This window comes from Planomonospora algeriensis (assembly GCF_977012225.1).
This window is the reverse complement of sequence record NZ_CDRNDK010000115.1, coordinates 1-15,574: the sequence shown is the minus strand read 5'-3', so window position 1 is coordinate 15,574 and position 15,574 is coordinate 1. Positions and strand designations below refer to the sequence as shown.

Annotated in this window: 18 protein-coding genes and 1 pseudogene; 11 read left to right on the top strand and 8 right to left on the bottom strand. The window is 71.1% G+C overall.

The features are described 5' to 3' along the window. Positions 1-71: 71 nt before the first annotated feature. A complete protein-coding gene (locus ACWJ6R_RS14675) occupies positions 72-995 on the bottom strand; it encodes a ScbA/BarX family gamma-butyrolactone biosynthesis protein (RefSeq protein WP_449062749.1) in 924 nt (307 codons plus the stop codon). 137 nt (positions 996-1,132) lie between these two features. On the opposite strand from ACWJ6R_RS14675, the gene ACWJ6R_RS14670 reads away from it, so the two are divergent. Further along, positions 1,133-1,786, top strand: a complete 654-nt coding sequence (locus tag ACWJ6R_RS14670) for a ScbR family autoregulator-binding transcription factor (protein WP_449062750.1) — start codon at positions 1,133-1,135, stop codon at positions 1,784-1,786. Between the two features lie 177 nt (positions 1,787-1,963). Here ACWJ6R_RS14670 and ACWJ6R_RS14665 read toward each other — a convergent pair whose 3' ends face one another. The 6 genes from ACWJ6R_RS14665 to ACWJ6R_RS14640 form a co-directional block, all read right to left on the bottom strand. Then, the gene (locus tag ACWJ6R_RS14665; protein ID WP_449062748.1) at positions 1,964-3,640 is read right to left on the bottom strand and encodes an FAD-dependent oxidoreductase; all 1,677 of its coding nucleotides are present in this window, start codon (positions 3,638-3,640) and stop codon (positions 1,964-1,966) included. Between the two features lie 43 nt (positions 3,641-3,683). Continuing rightward, positions 3,684-3,947, bottom strand: coding sequence for a UBP-type zinc finger domain-containing protein (locus ACWJ6R_RS14660; protein ID WP_449062747.1), 264 nt, complete (start codon positions 3,945-3,947; stop codon positions 3,684-3,686). A 111-nt stretch (positions 3,948-4,058) separates the two neighbouring features. Then, positions 4,059-5,654, bottom strand: a complete 1,596-nt coding sequence (locus ACWJ6R_RS14655; RefSeq protein WP_449062746.1) for a Na+/H+ antiporter — start codon at positions 5,652-5,654, stop codon at positions 4,059-4,061. Positions 5,655-5,670: 16 nt separating this feature from the next. Next, complete coding sequence (locus tag ACWJ6R_RS14650) at positions 5,671-5,829, bottom strand: hypothetical protein (RefSeq protein ID WP_449062745.1); 159 nt, start codon at positions 5,827-5,829, stop codon at positions 5,671-5,673. After that, positions 5,826-7,121: an MFS transporter gene (locus ACWJ6R_RS14645; RefSeq protein ID WP_449062744.1), complete on the bottom strand. Its 1,296-nt coding sequence runs from the start codon at positions 7,119-7,121 to the stop codon at positions 5,826-5,828. Before ACWJ6R_RS14645 ends, ACWJ6R_RS14650 begins: the two co-directional genes overlap by 4 nt. Positions 7,122-7,220: 99 nt before the next feature. Next, positions 7,221-7,598: a hypothetical protein gene (locus ACWJ6R_RS14640; RefSeq protein ID WP_449062752.1), complete on the bottom strand. Its 378-nt coding sequence runs from the start codon at positions 7,596-7,598 to the stop codon at positions 7,221-7,223. Here ACWJ6R_RS14640 and ACWJ6R_RS14635 point away from each other — a divergent pair. Then, positions 7,534-7,719 (top strand): annotated as a pseudogene (locus tag ACWJ6R_RS14635) (hypothetical protein); the annotation flags it as partial. The gene ACWJ6R_RS14640 and the pseudogene ACWJ6R_RS14635 sit on opposite strands and share 65 nt — an antisense overlap. Here ACWJ6R_RS14635 and ACWJ6R_RS14630 read toward each other — a convergent pair. Then, a complete protein-coding gene (locus tag ACWJ6R_RS14630) occupies positions 7,698-7,931 on the bottom strand; it encodes a hypothetical protein (RefSeq protein ID WP_449062751.1) in 234 nt (77 codons plus the stop codon). The pseudogene ACWJ6R_RS14635 and the gene ACWJ6R_RS14630 sit on opposite strands and share 22 nt — an antisense overlap. Positions 7,932-8,221: 290 nt before the next feature. On the opposite strand from ACWJ6R_RS14630, the gene ACWJ6R_RS14625 reads away from it, so the two are divergent. The 9 genes from ACWJ6R_RS14625 to ACWJ6R_RS14585 all read left to right on the top strand — a co-directional run. Further along, complete coding sequence (locus ACWJ6R_RS14625) at positions 8,222-8,848, top strand: sensor histidine kinase (protein ID WP_449062743.1); 627 nt, start codon at positions 8,222-8,224, stop codon at positions 8,846-8,848. 360 nt (positions 8,849-9,208) lie between these two features. Continuing rightward, complete coding sequence (locus ACWJ6R_RS14620; protein WP_449062742.1) at positions 9,209-9,454, top strand: hypothetical protein; 246 nt, start codon at positions 9,209-9,211, stop codon at positions 9,452-9,454. Further along, on the top strand, positions 9,451-9,762 hold the full coding sequence (locus ACWJ6R_RS14615) for a hypothetical protein (protein WP_449062741.1): 312 nt from the start codon (positions 9,451-9,453) through the stop codon (positions 9,760-9,762). Before ACWJ6R_RS14620 ends, ACWJ6R_RS14615 begins: the two co-directional genes overlap by 4 nt. Next, positions 9,762-11,333, top strand: a complete 1,572-nt coding sequence (locus ACWJ6R_RS14610) for a GMC family oxidoreductase (RefSeq protein ID WP_449062740.1) — start codon at positions 9,762-9,764, stop codon at positions 11,331-11,333. The genes ACWJ6R_RS14615 and ACWJ6R_RS14610 overlap by 1 nt, the downstream gene beginning before the upstream one ends. 40 nt (positions 11,334-11,373) lie before the next feature. Beyond that, the gene (locus tag ACWJ6R_RS14605; RefSeq protein WP_449062739.1) at positions 11,374-12,972 is read left to right on the top strand and encodes a GMC family oxidoreductase; all 1,599 of its coding nucleotides are present in this window, start codon (positions 11,374-11,376) and stop codon (positions 12,970-12,972) included. Next, positions 12,969-13,340: an EthD domain-containing protein gene (locus ACWJ6R_RS14600; protein WP_449062738.1), complete on the top strand. Its 372-nt coding sequence runs from the start codon at positions 12,969-12,971 to the stop codon at positions 13,338-13,340. Before ACWJ6R_RS14605 ends, ACWJ6R_RS14600 begins: the two co-directional genes overlap by 4 nt. 2 nt (positions 13,341-13,342) lie before the next feature. Beyond that, a complete protein-coding gene (locus tag ACWJ6R_RS14595) occupies positions 13,343-13,675 on the top strand; it encodes an EthD domain-containing protein (protein WP_449062737.1) in 333 nt (110 codons plus the stop codon). Between the two features lie 28 nt (positions 13,676-13,703). Further along, entirely contained in the window at positions 13,704-14,528 is an 825-nt protein-coding gene (locus ACWJ6R_RS14590; protein ID WP_449062736.1) for a type 1 glutamine amidotransferase domain-containing protein, read from the top strand. An 8-nt stretch (positions 14,529-14,536) separates the two neighbouring features. Next, on the top strand, positions 14,537-15,574 hold a 1,038-nt coding region (locus tag ACWJ6R_RS14585), incomplete at its 3' end, for a thiamine pyrophosphate-binding protein (protein WP_449062735.1).

The window sequence follows — 15,574 nt, the reverse complement described above, 5'->3', positions numbered from 1 at the left end:
ACAATCTTTTTGGTGAGGGCCGCCCTTCGGGGCGGCCCTTTCCTGTTTTCCGGGATGCTCTCGCCGAGACCTCAGTGCAAAGGTCGTGCGGTGACGGAGCCGGTGACCGCGGCGCTGCCGTACTGTTCGATGGACATCCTGATGAGCGCGTCGCCGTTGGGCAGGAGATCCTTGACGAAGGCACTGAGACTGCACTGGTCACCCAGCTCGACGTAGCGGTGGAAGGCGAGATCGGTTCTGACGGGCAGGGTCATCCCGGGTCGGCAGAGGAGATGCGCCGCCTGCCGCATGGCCTCCATGAGGACCATCCCCGGGACATGATCGACTTCATGGTCGAAGAGGATGGGGTGACCGGTGTCGATTCGGAGTTCCCAGACGTCGTCCTGAGCGGTCGGGCTGAGCAGGACGTCGGAGGCGCGGTCGCGGCCGACATGCGCCGGGGCGACCGGGGCGGGAAGCCGTACGTCCACCGGGACGGGGCGGACGCAGCCGGCCCGGAGACGGGTGTAGACGGAGGGGGAGACGCAGTCGAAACGACTGCCGCCGCGGCCGACCTGCTCGTCGTCCCGGTAGAGATCGACCTCGAATCGCATGCCCGCCAGTCTTGCCCCCTTCCGGCGCACTTCGTGGCAGGTGAAGCGGAGCATGAGGTCCAACGGACGGGAACCGACGGTCAGGCTTTCGGGATTCGCCTCGTACCACAGATCTCGCATCAGGAACTGGTGGCCGTAGGGGACGCCGAACTCCGCGTGGCTGATCAGCAGTCCCGCCTGCCGGAACGTCTCGGCCAGCAGCAGCGGGTCGTACATGCCGTTGGCGGGAGTGTAGAACGGATGGGTTCGGGGCCACTGGGCACCGAGCAGGAAGGTCTCGCCGTCGACGGCCCGCCAGTCGGTGAGCATGACCTCGGAGATCGCGGCGCGGTGGACGAGTCTGCGGGGTACCGTCCTCTCGAAGAGGTGCGGGTCCTCGTCCGCCCCCTGCATTGACGCCATATGTAACACGCTCATGTGCAGGCCTTTCGAATTGGAGTTGCCGGGCCATGTATTGATATGATATCGCTGCCGCTTTACGCGGTCATCCCTGAATCGAAAAAGCTTCACGCTTTCAGCGTAGGAATACACCCTTGCGGGTGCGGTCGAAAGTTCGGGTTCTCGAATTGGCTAAGCAAGCACGGGCGGTCGCCACTCGTCAGCGAATTCTGCAGGCCGCCGCGGAGGTCTTCGAGGAGTACGGGTACGCCGCCGCGACGATGGCTCTCATCTTCGAGCGGGCCGGCATGACGAAGGGTGCGCTCTATTTCCACTTCACCTCGAAGGAGGATCTCGCCAAGGCCGTCGTCCAGACCGACCAGATGCTCGCCACCGACCTGACGGACAACACGGGATCGCCGCTTCAGATCGTCATCGATACGACCCACGGTTTCGCGCGGCGCCTCCAGGAAGACGTGATGACTCGGGCGAGCGTCCGCCTGGCGATCGAGTACGGCACCTTCAACAATCCTCGGGAGTTCACCACGTACGCCATGTGGCAGGAAACGCTCCGTGCCCTGTTGGAGAAGGCGCAGACGGCCGGAGAGCTCCGGCGGGACCTTGACCCGGACGCCGTATCGGGCCTGGTCATCGGAACGGTCAGCGGCCTGCAGCTCGTTTCCCAGGTCATGAGCGGCCGCGGCGACCTGGAGGACCGGATAACGAACTTCTGGCGGGTGGCCCTTCCCGGCCTGACCCCGGCGGACCGGTCGCGCCGGTTCTTCCCGGAGGGGTCGGCCGTGGTCTCCGGTTGAATCCACGGAACGGAAATCGGCGCCGGTTCCACCTCTCTCCGAGAGGACCGGCGCCGATTCCCTGAACGGATACGCCATGGGGATATTATTGGGGTTTCCCCGGTATGGCACAAGATTATTTAATTGGAATCGTTTCGCCGGTGGAGGCGTCCGTCGCGCATTTTAATCGGTTTCCGGTCATGCCATTGCGCGATAACGGTGCATCAGGGCCACGGCCATGGCGCCTTCCCCCACGCCCGACGCCACGCGCTTGATCGAGCGTGACCGCACGTCGCCGGCTGCGAAGACACCGGGCACGCTGGTCTCCAGGGGGAGCGGTTGCCGATCGACGTCCCAGGACGCCGGCATCTTGCCGCCCATGGCCAGATCCGATCCGGTGATCACGAAGCCGTGCTCGTCTCGCTCGACCGCTCCGTCCAGCCATTCGGTACGCGGCCTGGCGCCGATGAAGGTGAAGACGAACTTGGCGTCCTCCTCCGTCGAGGTGCCCGTGGCGTCGTCGACGAGCGTGATCCGCTCCAGTTGGTCGCCGCCGGAGAACTCGACGACCCTGGTCCGCAGGCGGACGTCGATGTTGGGCGTCCTGTTGATCTCATCCACGAGGTACTGCGACATCCCCGCCTCCAGGGAGGAGGACCGTATCAGCATGGTGATCCGCGCGGCGTACTTCGAGAAGTGGAGCGCGGCCTGGCCCGCGGAGTTGGCCCCGCCGATGACGTAGACGTGCTGCGAGATGCAGGACTGGCTCTCGGTGGTGGCGGCGCCGTAGTAGAGGCCCGCCCCGGCGAACCGGTCGGCTCCGGGCACGTCGATGCGGTTGTAGGAGACGCCCATCGCCAGCAGGACCATCTCCGCGCTGATCTCGGTGCCGTCGGCGAGGGTGATGATGCGTGCCGGATCGGCCCTGCGCAGCCCCACGACTTCCACGGGGTACAGCAGCTCGGCGCCGAACCTGCGGGCCTGGGACACCGCCCGGCGGGCCAGGTCGCCGCCGGAGAGACCGGAGGGGAACCCGAGGTAGTTCTCGATCAGGCTGGAGGTTCCGGCCTGGCCGCCGGGCACGTCGGCGTCGATCAGGAGTGACGACAGGCCCTCCGAGGCCGCGTAGACGCCGGCGGCCAGGCCGGTCGGTCCGGCGCCGATGACGACGGCCTCGTAGTGGGGCCGGGACGCGCTGGTGGCGAGGCCGAGGCGGTCGGCCAGCTCGGCGCTCGTCGGAGCCGACAGCCGGTCCCCCTCGGGGAACAGCACGAGCGGCAGGCGGGCGTCGTCGTGGCCCTCCAGCAGGGTGAGGGCCTCCGGGTCGACTCCGACGTCGAGGAACTGGAACGGGCGCTCGTTGCGGGTGAGGAAGTCGCGCACCGCGTGGGTCGTGGGGGACACGAGGTTGCCGACGATGCGGATGCCTCCGTAGGGAGGGCGGTAGGACGCCAGCCAGTCGGAGAGCAGGTCGTCGAGTACGGGGAAGAGGCGCTCCTGGGGCGGGTCCCACGGCTTCATCAGGTAGTGGTCGAGCCGTACCCGGTTGATCGCGGTGATCGCCGCGTCGGTGTCGGCGTACGCGGTGAGCAGGACCCGTCTGGCGTCGGGGAACCTGCTCACCGCCTCGAGCAGGAACTGCACCCCGGTGATCTCCGGCATGCGCTGGTCCACCAGGAACAGGGCCATGTCGTGGCCACGTTCCTCCAGCGTGTCGAGGATCTCCAGGGCCTCCCGGGCGGAGGGGGCGCCGAGCACCCGGTAGCGGTCGGAGTAGACGCTACGGAGATCGCGGCGGACCGCGCGGAGCACCTGGGGGTCGTCGTCCACGGCGAGGATCACCGGCTTGCCGCTCTCGGGATTCGCCTCGTTCATCTCACATCTCCTCCAGAACCGGACTCATCGGGCGCGGACGGCCTCACACTCCTTCGAGCACCACCTCGTCCGCGTAGCACCAGGCCCAGGTCTCGCCGGGCTCGAACGACCCCGCGATGGGGTGGCCGGTGGAGCGGTAGTGCTTGGTCGCGTGACGGTTGCGGGAGGAGTCGCAGCAACCGACGTGGCCGCAGGAAAGGCATTTGCGAAGATGAACCCAGATGCTGCCGATCGCGAGGCATTCCTCGCATCCGGCGGCGGATGGCTCCGTCACGCGGATCTGGTCGGTGTGCGTGCATTCCTTCATCTGTGACCTCCGTTCGGCCCCAGCCTAGGCAGCATGGGGCGTTCGACAGGCTGTACCTGATTTAGTCGTGCGGATCGGGAGCGGACCTGACTGAGTCCGCCGCAGGGTCCGTCACGGGGGCGGGGGAGGAGTGAGCATCGCCTCCTCGTGGTCGAGCGCGTGCATCGCCTTCCGGAACACCTCGTCGTCGATGCGCCGCTCGTCGCGCAGGCGTGCGAACACCCCTCGTTCGACGTTCATCATCTCTGTGCGCAACCGCCGGAAGGCCGTACTGGGGGTCTCGGCGCCCCCGTCCGGGCCGGCGCCGTTCCGCAGCCCCTCCCACGCCCGGTGCTGGCGTTCCTCCGCCGACCGGCGCAGCCGCTCCACGAGGTCCGCCGGCGGGGCGCCGGGCCCGGCGGCCGCGACCAGGCTCTCCAGATGGCGCAGGGCGGCCTGTCCGGCCTCCTGCTGCGCCATGGCGTGGTCGAGCACGTCGCGCTCCTCCTCGTCCCGGGTTCCGATCTTGAGCCGGCGGATGAGCAGGGGGAAGGTCACCCCCTGGACGAGCAGCGTGCCGAGCACCACGCTGAAGGTGAGGAACAGGATCATGTTCCGGGACTGCAGGCTCTCGGAGACGCCGAAGGCGGCGGCGAGCGAGACCACCCCCCGCATCCCCGCCCACGACACGATGGTGATGCCCTGCCACGGGGTGTCCGTCTCGCCGCGGCGCCTGGACAGCCACGCGGGCAGGTGCGTGGCCGGAACCCACAGCAGGCGCGTCGCGACCACGACCAGGAAGACCACCGCGGCGTAGCCGATCAGCTCCGGCCCCCCCGACAGGGACTGCAGGATCGGTCGCAGCTGCAGCCCGATCAGCGCGAAGACCACGGATTCGAGGGCGAACCCGACGATCGCCCACAGGGCGGTGCCCTGCACCCGGGTGGTGAAGCTCTCCTCCGGGGAGCGGTAGCCGAGGTAGAGCCCGGTCACCACGACCGCGAGCACTCCGGACACGTGTACGGCCTCGGCCAGCAGGTAGGCGGTGAAGGGGACCAGGAGCGAGAGCGCGCTCACGACCAGCGGGTCGTTCAGCCGCCGGTGCAGCCGGCGGAGCACGGGGCCGAGCACCAGGCCCAGCGCGATCCCGCCCGCCGAGACGACGGCGAACTTCACGATCCCGGAGAGCAGGGAGGTCGGCTCGGCGCCCGGCAGGGCCGCGGTCACCGCGAGGCCGAAGAGGGTCAGGGCGGTGGCGTCGTTGAAGAGGCTCTCGCCCACCAGGATCGTCAGGACCCTGCGCGGCAGCCGCAGCCGCCGGGCGATGCCCACCGCCGCGACCGCGTCGGGCGGCGCGACGATGGCTCCCAGCACCAGGCCCGCCGCCAGCGACAGGCCGGGGACGAGGGCGTGGGCGACGACTCCGACGACCGCGGTGGTGAACAGCACCAGGCCGATCGAGAGCAGCACGATCGGCAGGGCGTTGTCCTTCAGCCGCAGGTAGGAGCTCTCCAGCGCGGCCGCGTACAGCAGCGGCGGGAGGAAGACCGCGAGCACGAAACCCGGGTCGATCTCGTACGCCGGCAGGCCCGGCACGAAGGAGACCACCAGGCCCGCGACGACGAGCATGATCGGAGGGGACAGGTTGAACCGGCGCGCCGCCGCGGCGACCGCCACGGCCCCCACCGGCAGCGCGAGCGTCCGCAGCGCCTCCACCGCCTCTACCATCGTGCGCCTCCCCGCCTCACCGGGCGTGCACCTCCTCGGGTGCGGGAACCCCGCCCCCGGCGGCCGTCTCGCGGCCCGGCAGCAGGAGCAGGGCCGACAGCAGGGCCAGGACGGCGAAGGCGGTGCCGCCGAGCAGCGCGGTGCCGTACCCCTCGGTGAGCGTCGCCTGGTTCACGGTCGCGCCGGTGACGGCGGTCGCGACGGCCGCCAGGACGGCCAGGCCGAGCGCGGCGCCGATCTGGTTGGAGGTGTTGAACAGGCCCGAGGCGAGGCCCGCCTCCTGCTCGGTGGCGTCGGAGGTCGCGGCGACGGTCGCGGTGACCCAGACGGTGCCGCCGCCGAGCCCGATGAGGATCTCCGGGCCGAGCTGTTCGAGCAGGAACGACCCGCCGGAGATCCTGGAGGCCCAGAGCAGGCCGCAGGTGACCAGCAGGCGCCGGCGGCGGTGGCCAGGCGCAGGCCCAGGCGGGCGAGGAAGCGGCCCACGGTGGTGGCGGCGAGGACGACGGACAGGGCCAGCGGGGCGAGGGCCAGCCCGGACGCCAGGGGGGAGAAGCCGAGCACCTGCTGGGTGTAGAGGGTGAGGAAGAAGATCGAGGGGATCACGCCCATCGGGATCAGCGCCCCCACGAGGTTCGCCCCGCGCAGGGTGCGCCTGCGGAAGATCCCCAGCGGGACCAGCGGCTGCCCGCTGCGGGTCTCGATCCAGGCGAACGCCGCCAGCAGCGCGACCGCCAGACCGCCCAGACCGAGGGTCTGCGCCGACGCCCAGCCGTTGCGTTCCGTCCCGACCAGCACGTACACCAGCAGGGCCAGTCCGGCGGTGACCGTCGTGGCGCCGGCGAGGTCGAAGCCCCCGCCGCGCTCGCCGGCGCGGCCGGGGGGCAGCAGGACGGGCGCGAGCAGCGCGCCGGCCACCCCGATCGGGACGTTGACGTAGAAGACCGCCTCCCAGCCGAAGCCGTCGGTGAGCAGCCCGCCCAGGACCATGCCCGCGGCGCCGCCTGCGCCGGAGACGGCCCCGTAGACCCCCAGCGCCCGGTTCCGCCGGGCCTTCTCCTGCGGTGTGCCGTCGGGGAAGACCGTCATCAGCAGGGAGAGCGCCGCGGGGGCGACGAGCGCGGAGGCCAGCCCCTGGACGGCGCGGCAGGCGATGAGCACGCCGGGCGTGGGGGCCAGCCCGCCGGCGAGGGAGGCCAGGGTGAACAGCAGCAGGCCGGCGACGAACACCCGGCGGCGGCCGGCCAGGTCGGCGAGCCTGCCGCCCAGCATGAGGAAGCCGCCGAAGACCAGCACGTAGGCGTTGTTGACCCAGGACAGGTCCTCCTGGGCGAGGTCGAGGTCCCGGGCGATGGACGGCAGCGCGACCCCGACGATCGTGGAGTCCAGGACCAGGACGAACTGCGTGGTGACGAGCAGGGCGAGGGCGGCCCCGCTGGACCGGACGGCGGTCGCGGGTGGTGTCACAGGATCTCCCCCGGAGGTTCGGGCATCGGGAACACGGACGGTCCCGGGAGGGGTCCCGGCACCGGGAACGCGACCGTAGCCAGGGACGGTGCCGGGCCGTCAACGCGGCGGGAGCGACCTCGTCAGGTCGCCGGGGCCGCGCCGCCGTACCTGACGTAGTACGGCCCGCCGCGTTGACCGGTTCCCCGCGGAGCTGGCACGGTGGCTGCCGCTCCCCGCGCGTTCCGCCCCGTCCCGTGTGAGAGGCCGACGGATGACCGACTCGCCCCTGCTGATCGAGGACCTGCGGGCGCACCCGCTCTTCTCGGGGCTGACCGACGAGCAGTACGGCTGGCTGTCGGCGGCCGGGACGGCGAGGGAGCTGGCGGACGGCGAGACCCTCTTCACCGAGGGCTCCCCGGCGCGCTTCTTCGTGGTGCTCCTCGAAGGCGAGCTGCTCATCACGAAGGTGGTGGACGGCAGGGAGGAGGTCCTCACCCGGCACTCCACCCGCCCCGACGCCGAGCGGTACGACGACGGGACGGTGGCGCTGGCCCACACCTTCACCGCCGAGCTGCCGGTGCTCGCCGACGACGCCTACCTCGTCACCGCCATGTCGGTCGGCGCCACCCGGGTCGGGCTGTACGAGCGGGACGCCTTCCTGGAGATGCTGGCCCGCGTGCCGGAGGTGAGCCGGACGCTCCTTCCGGTGCTCGCGATGCGGGTCCGGGACATGACGGTCGGGGCCGGGCAGCGCAGCGCCCTGGCGGCCCTCGGCACGCTGGCCGCGGGGCTCGCGCACGAGCTGAACAACCCGGTGGCCGCGGTCACCCGGGCGATCGGCGGGCTGGGCGACGCCCTGGAGCGGGCTCCAGGCCCGGGCGGAGGCCTGGGGCGCCGCGGCGGACGAGGAGGAGCGCGCCGCCCTGCGCGCGGCGGCGCGGGAGTGGGAGAGCAGGCGCCGGGGCGCGAGCGGCTGGGACATCCTCGAGGCCGGGGAGTTCGAGGAGGAGCTGCAGGACTGGCTGGAGGACCACGGGCTGCCGGACGGCGCCGTCCTCGCCGAGCTGCTGGTCGAACGCGGGCTGGACGCGTCGTGGCTGGGGTCCTTCGCCGGGCGGGTGCGTCCGGAGGTCCTCCCCGAGGCGTTGGGCTACCTGTCGTCGATGCTGCAGACGCGCTCGTACGTCGTGGACGTGCGGGAGGCGGGGACGAGGATCTCGGGGATCGTCAGGGACACCAAGGAGTACACGAACCTGGACCGGGCGCCCGAGCGCGAGGTCGACGTGCGCCTGGGCATCGAGACGACGCTCGCGATGCTCCGCCCGCAGCTGGCCGGGATCACCGTCGTGCAGCGCCACGCCCCCGACGTCCCGGCGATCCAGGGCTATCCCGGTGAGCTCAACCAGGTGTGGACGAACCTGATCGACAACGCGGCCGACGCGCTGGACGGCCGGGGCGAACTCGTGATCACCGTGCGGCGCGAGGGCGCCTGTGTCCTCGTCGAGGTCGCCGACGACGGCCCCGGGGTGCCCGCCGAGATCCTGCCGCGGCTGTTCGAGCCCTTCTTCACCACCAAGGACATCGGGGTGGGCACCGGCCTGGGACTCCACCTGACCCACCGGATCGTCACGCAGCGCCATCGCGGGTCGATCGTGGTCCGCTCCAGGCCGGGGGACACCCGCTTCCAGGTCAGGCTGCCGATCGACGGCGGAGCCGGCTGCGAGTCGCCGGTGTCCGGAGGCTGAGGCTCCGCGGCCCCGTACGGCCCGGGCTCCGATCGGGAGCCCGGTTTTTTCTTTCCTCCCGTCACGGAGCGTTCCGTGTGCTCACCCCTACGCCACCCCTGATCGTCACGGAGGGTCCCGGTCATTCACCCCTATGGAACCGGACTTGACTCAGTACGTCACCCCTAATCGCGAGTTCCAGAAGTAGGACATTCTCCGTTGACGCTGTATCGCATTCCGGGGGATCTTCGGAAAGGCATTCCGGTGAATGCCGGCCGACTCGTCTAGTGGGGGAGGAAAATGTCTCAGAAGAGCTTTCTCCAATTTCTCCTGGAGGTCAGGGAGAAACCCGGGATGCGTGCCGCCAATAGCGGCAGGAATTTGGCTCAGCTGCTTTTCCACGCGAAGAACGAAGGATTCGACTTCGACGGCGACGACGTCTCCGCGGTCGTCTCGAAGCTGGAGATCGGCGTCATCGCCGACAAGGACGGCGAGGCGGTGGACGGCGGGAGCAGCCTGTGGAGGGCCATGTGGGGCCGCCTCCACCTGGACTACCTCATCGACCACGTCGTCTCCCGCTACAGCGACGACGAACTGCACCGCCTGGTCGAGGAGGGGAACCGGTGAGCGAGGCCAACGTGATCGAGTTCCTCAGGACCGTCGCGGTGCGGCCGGACCTGCTGGAGACGCTCAAGACGCGAGGCAAGGACGAGGTCATGGCGGCCGCGGCCGGCTTCGGCCTGCCGTTCGCGGAGGCGGACTTCGACACCCTCGTCTGGGACCTCGAACGGCGCCTGGCGGAGAGGCGCGGTGAGCCGTTCGATGGCACCTTCCCGCTCTGGCAGACGATGTGGGGCAGGTACTACCTCGAGTACCTGGTCGTCGACCTCGTCCCGGGGCTGCAGGAGGCGGACCTGCTGCCGGAGGGCTCCTGATGGGGTCCCACGGCTACGGCGCCGACTACGACTACGTCGTCGTCGGCGCGGGCGCGGCCGGATGCGTCGTGGCCAGGCGGCTCCTGGAGAGCCTCGACTGCCGCGTCCTGCTGCTCGAGGCCGGGGGGCCGGACGACGCGCCGTCGGTGCACGACACCGCCATCCCGTCGATGACCTCGATGTGGGGCGCGGAGGACTTCAGCTGGGGATACCGGACGGTCCCCCAGCCGGGTCTGGGCGGCAGGCGGGTCGACATCCCGCAGGGCCGGATCGTCGGCGGCGGCACGTCGATCAACGCCATGATGTACGTCCGGGGGAACCGGCGGGACTACGACCGCTGGAGCCGGATGGGCAACGAGGGCTGGGGCTACGAGGAGGTCCTGCCGTACTTCAAGCGGTCGGAGGACTTCGAGGACGGCGAGTCGGAGTACCGGGGGGCGGGCGGGCCGCTCTCCGTCGTGCGCTACGGCCGCCCCTCCGAGGTGTCCATGGCGTTCGTCGCGGCCGTGGAGGAGTGGAGCGGCCGGACGGGCGCGGACCGGGTCGCGGGGGGCGTCGACTACAACGGCGCCCGGCAGGAGGGCGTCGGGTTCTACTACCAGTCGACCCGGAGCAAGGACAACAGGCGGGCCAGCACCGCGGTCGGCTTCCTCCACCCGGTGCTGGGGCACCGGAACCTGACCGTGGCGACCCGGGCGCGGGCCACCCGCGTCCTGTTCGAGGGCACGAGGGCGGTCGGGGTCGAGTACACGACCGGTTCGCGGGTGCACCGGGTCAGGGCGGCGGCGGAGGTGATCGTCTCCTGCGGGGCGCTCGCCTCGCCCGCGCTGCTGATGCTCTCCGGCCTGGGACCGGCCGGCCATCTGCGCGAGCACGGCATCGCCCCCCTGGCGGACCTGCCGGGCGTGGGCGCCGGCCTCCAGGACCACCTGCTGTTCGGTGTCGCCTACGAGAGCCCGCGTGAGCTCGCCTTCCCCGAGCTGCTCGCCGAGGCCGGGGTGTTCCTGCACACGCGGCCCCCGGGCGAGGAGGACTCTCCCGACCTGCAGTTCTTCTTCGGCCCCGTGCAGTTCGTGGACGAGCGCTACCGGACCGACCGGCCGGGGTTCACCTTCGCGCCGATCCTCGCCCGGCCGCAGAGCCGGGGGACGGTCACCCTGCGCTCGGCCGACCCCGGCGACCTGCCCGTGGTCGATCCCCGCTACCTGGACCGGCAGGCCGACCTGGACGTGCTCGTCCGGGGGATCGAGATCGCCAGGGAACTGGTGGGGACCGCGCCGTTCGCCCCTTTCCGCGGCCGCGAACTGGCCCCCGGCGCCGACGCGGACGACCTGGCCGGCTACGCCCGCGCCTCGGCCTCGACGGTCTGGCACCCGGTCGGCACCTGCCGGATGGGCCGTGACGGCGAGGCCGTCGTCGACCCCAGGCTCTCGGTGCACGGGGTGACGGGGCTGCGCGTCGTCGACGCGTCGATCATGCCGACGATCACCGCCGGCAACACCAACGCGCCGACGATCATGATCGCCGAGAAGGCGGCGGACATGATCGCCGAGGACGCGCACCGCATCTGACGCCAACCGCTCTGACGCCAACCGCGCCCAAGGAGGCGACATGCCTGACGCGTTCGACTTCGTCATCGTCGGAGGCGGCACCGCCGGCCTGGTGATCGCCGCCAGGCTCACCGAGATCCCCGACGTGACCGTACTGGTCCTGGAGGCCGGCAGCGCCGAGGTCGACGAGCTGATCCGGGTCCCGGAGTACTGGTCCCGGACGAACCTGAGCCACTGGGACTGGGCCTACCTCACCGAACCGCAGCCGGGACTCGACGGGGACACGGTCTACTCGGCCTCGGGCCGGGGCCTGGGCGGCTGCTCGAACATCTACCACATGATCCACAACCGGGGCAGGGCCGCGGACTACGACTCCTGGGCCTACGGGGGAGCCGCGGGCTGGTCCCACCGGGACGTGCTGCCCTACCTGCAGAAGCTGGAGAACCAGGAGGACGGGACCAACCCCACCGCCGGCCGCGGCGGCCCGATCAACGTGGTGAGCGGGGGGCAGAGCGGCAACGAGCTCTCCCAGGCGTTCATCGACGCCTGCGTGGAGCTGGGCTACCCGCAGGTGGCCGACTTCAACGCCGAGGACTTCGGCGTGGGCTGGCACCACCTGGACCTCAGGGACGGCGAGCGGAACGGCGTGCGCACCGGCTACTACGAGCCGGCCGCCGCCCGCCCGAACCTGACGGTGGTGTCCGAGGCCACGGCCACGCGGCTGCTGTTCGAGGGCAGGCGCTGCACGGGCGTCGAGTACGTCAAGGACGGTGCGGTGCGGACCGTGCGGGCCGCCCAGGAGGTGGTGGTCAGCGCCGGCGCGATGGAGTCGCCGAAGCTGCTGCTGCTGTCGGGGATCGGCGACCCCGCCCAGCTGCGGGAGTTCGACATCCCGGTCGTCGCGGACCTGCCGGGGGTGGGGGAGAACTACCACAACCATCCGCTGGTCATCGGCCCCACCGGGTACCTGGACCGGCCGGGCCCCGACGAGGGCATGATCAACGAGTCCGTCCTCTACTGGGGGTCGCAGCCGGGTCTGCCCGTGGCGGACATGGAGCTGTGGTTCCTGCCCCGCGCGCCCTGGGGCGAGAAGCTCATCGCCAAGCTCGCGCAGTGGAAGGCCACGGGGCGGACCACCGCGGTGGCCGAGCAGGACGACGTGGACCCGCACCTGGTCATCATGCTCCCCGGCATCGTCCGCCCCCTGTCCCGCGGCTGGGTCCGGCTGGGCGGCGCCGACCCGACCGCGCGCCCGCGGGTCAACCCGAATTTCTACGGCGAGCGGGCCGACCTCGTCCGGGCCGCCGATCTCACGGAGATCGCCCGGGACGTGCTGCGGACCAAGGCGTTCACCGAGAACTGGGGGATGACCGAGGTCGCCCCGGGGCCGCAGGTGCGCACCCGCGCCGAGCTGGAGGACTGGGTGGTGCACAACACCGGCTCATACCACCACTACGCGGGCTCCTGCAAGATGGGCCTCGACAGCCTGTCCGTCGTGGACGCCCGCCTGCGGGTGCACGGCGTCGAAGGGCTCCGCGTGGCCGACGCCTCCATCATGCCGTCGATCGTCTCCGCCCACCCGCACACCACCGTCGTGATGATCGGTGAGCGTGCGGCCGACTTCATCAAGCAGGACCTGCAGACACAGGAGCCCTCATGATCCATCAGTTCATCCTGGCCGCGCCGAAGCCCGGCATGACCGCCGCCGAGTTCCAGGACTACTGGACGAACGTGCACGCGGTGAAGTTCGCCGCGAGGATCCCCCAGATCCGGCGCTACCTGATCGACTCCCGCGTCCCGTTCGACGCCGACCGCGGCCGGCCGGCCCTGCCGCACCAGGGCATCGCGGAGATCTGGCTGGAGAACGACGAGGAGCAGCTGGCCTCCCTGCAGACCGAGGAGTTCCTGCAGGGAGCCCGCCGCGACGAGCCGAACTGGGCGGCGTTCTGGCTGACCATCGTGCTCGACACCGAGGCCCACGAGATCGTGGCGGGTCCCCCGCCCGCCGAGGCCGGCCGGGGTGGGTGAAGATGACGACCCTCATCAAGCGGAAGCCGGGGACCACCCTCGACGAGCACCGCCGGCGGACCCTCGACACCTACGCGCCCCTGGTCAGCGGGCTGCCCGGGCTCCGCCGGCACCTGCACGCCCACACCCGCGACGGCTTCTACACCTTCGGCGAGGCGAGCTTCGACAGCGTCGAGCAGATCTGGTTCGACGACGTCGAAGCGCTGCGCGCCGCACTGGCGTCGCCGTACTTCGAGGAGAGGGTCCGGCCCGCGCTGGAGGCGGTCGCCGACCCCGCGCACGTCTTCTCCCTGACCGCGACCGAGAACTGGATCATCGGCCCCGATGCCCGCTGATCTCCCGCCATCCGACGACGGAGGAGCTATGTCCAGACGAGTACTGGTGATCCTGTCCGAGCACGGCTACTGGGGTGAGGAGCTGCTGGGGCCGCTCACCCACTTCGACCGGCGCGGCTACGAGACGGCCTTCGCCACCCCGACGGGGAAGCGCCCGCACGTGCTGCCGCCCAGCGTCGACCCCGACTACGTCGACCCGCCGCTCGGCCGCACCGTCACCACGCCGGAGGTGGCCAAGCTGGCGCGCGAGCTCGACGAGTCCACCCGGCTGGACGACCCGATCGACCTGTCGGCCCTGATCCCGGCGCGGCCGTTCACCAGCGAGCCCGACTACCTGCGCAGGCTGGAGGCCTACCACGAGGAACTCGCCGCGGCCGAGTCCGGCCTGGCCCGCTACGACGCGCTGCTGATCGTGGGCGGCAGCGGCCCCATCGCCGACCTGGGCAACAACGAGCGGGTGCACGCGCTGGTCCTCGCCTTCCTGCGGGCGGGCAAGCCGATCGCCGCGGAGTGCTACGGCGTGGCCTGCCTGGCCTTCGCCCGGGACTGGGAGGACCGCCGCAGCATCATCTGGGGCAAGCACGTCACCGGGCACTGCAAGGAGTACGACTACACGGACGGCACCGGCTTCCTGGGCACCGACTTCAACATGGGGCCGCCGCCGTACCCGCTGGAGTACATCCTGCGCGACGCCACCGGTCCCGACGGCGCCTACCACGGCAACTTCGGGAAGGGGACCTCGGTCATCGTCGACTACCCGTTCGTCACCGGACGGTCGACGCCGGACTCCTTCCTGACCGGGGAGAAGCTGGTCGAGGTGCTCGAGTCCGGCCTGCGCCGGTACGGCTGGTGAGGCGCGCCGTGACCAGAGACGGCAACCACGCGATCATCGAGCAGTTCCTGGCCGACGGCATCACCCACATGTTCGGCAATCCGGGCACCGTCGAGCAGGGCTTCCTGGACGCCCTGGAGGACTACGACGGCTTCCACTACGTGCTGGCGCTGCAGGAGGCCGTGGCGGTGGGCATCGCCGACGGCTACGCCCGGGCCACCGGCGGTCCCGCCCTGGTCCAGCTGCACAGCGGGGTGGGCCTGGGCAACGGCGTCGGGATGATGTACCAGGCCATGCGCGGTCACTCGCCGCTGGTGGTGGTGGCCGGCGAGGCCGGGGTGCGCTACGAGGCGATGGACGCGCAGATGGCCGCCGACCTCGTCGCGATGGCGGAACCGGTCACCAAGTACGCCACCCGGGTGACGGACCCGTCGTCGGTGCTGCGGGTGCTGCGCCGGGCGGTGAAGATCGCGATGACGCCGCCCCGCGGCCCGGTCTTCGTGGCCCTCCCGCTCGACGTGCTCGACCGGCCCAACGACGAGCCGGTCGTGCCGAGCACGCGGCTCGGCACGGCCGTCGTGCCGGTGCCGGAGCTGGTGGAGCAGGCGGCGGGCCTGCTGGCCGGCGCCCGGCGGCCGCTGATCCTGATCGGTGACGGGGTGGTCGCCTCGGGCGCCCAGGCGGAGCTGGCCCGGGTCGCCGAGCTGCTCGGCGCGGACGTGTGGGGCGTGGACTACTCCGAGGTGGGCATCGACGCCGCGCATCCCCTCTTCCGCGGCCAGCTCGGGCACATGTTCGGCGCGGTCAGCCGGGCCGCCGTCGCGGAGGCGGACGCGGTGCTGGTGGTCGGCACCTACCTGTTCCCCGAGGTCTTCCCCGACCTGGCGTCCCCGTTCCGGGACGACGCCCGGATCGTGCACGTCGACCTGGACGCCTACGAGATCGCCAAGAACCACCCGGTGACGCTCGGCCTGGTGGCCGACCCGCGGGCGACGCTCGCCGCGCTCTCGGCCGCCCTGGACCGGTCGCTGACCGACGGGGACCGGCGGGCCGCCGCGGACCGGCTG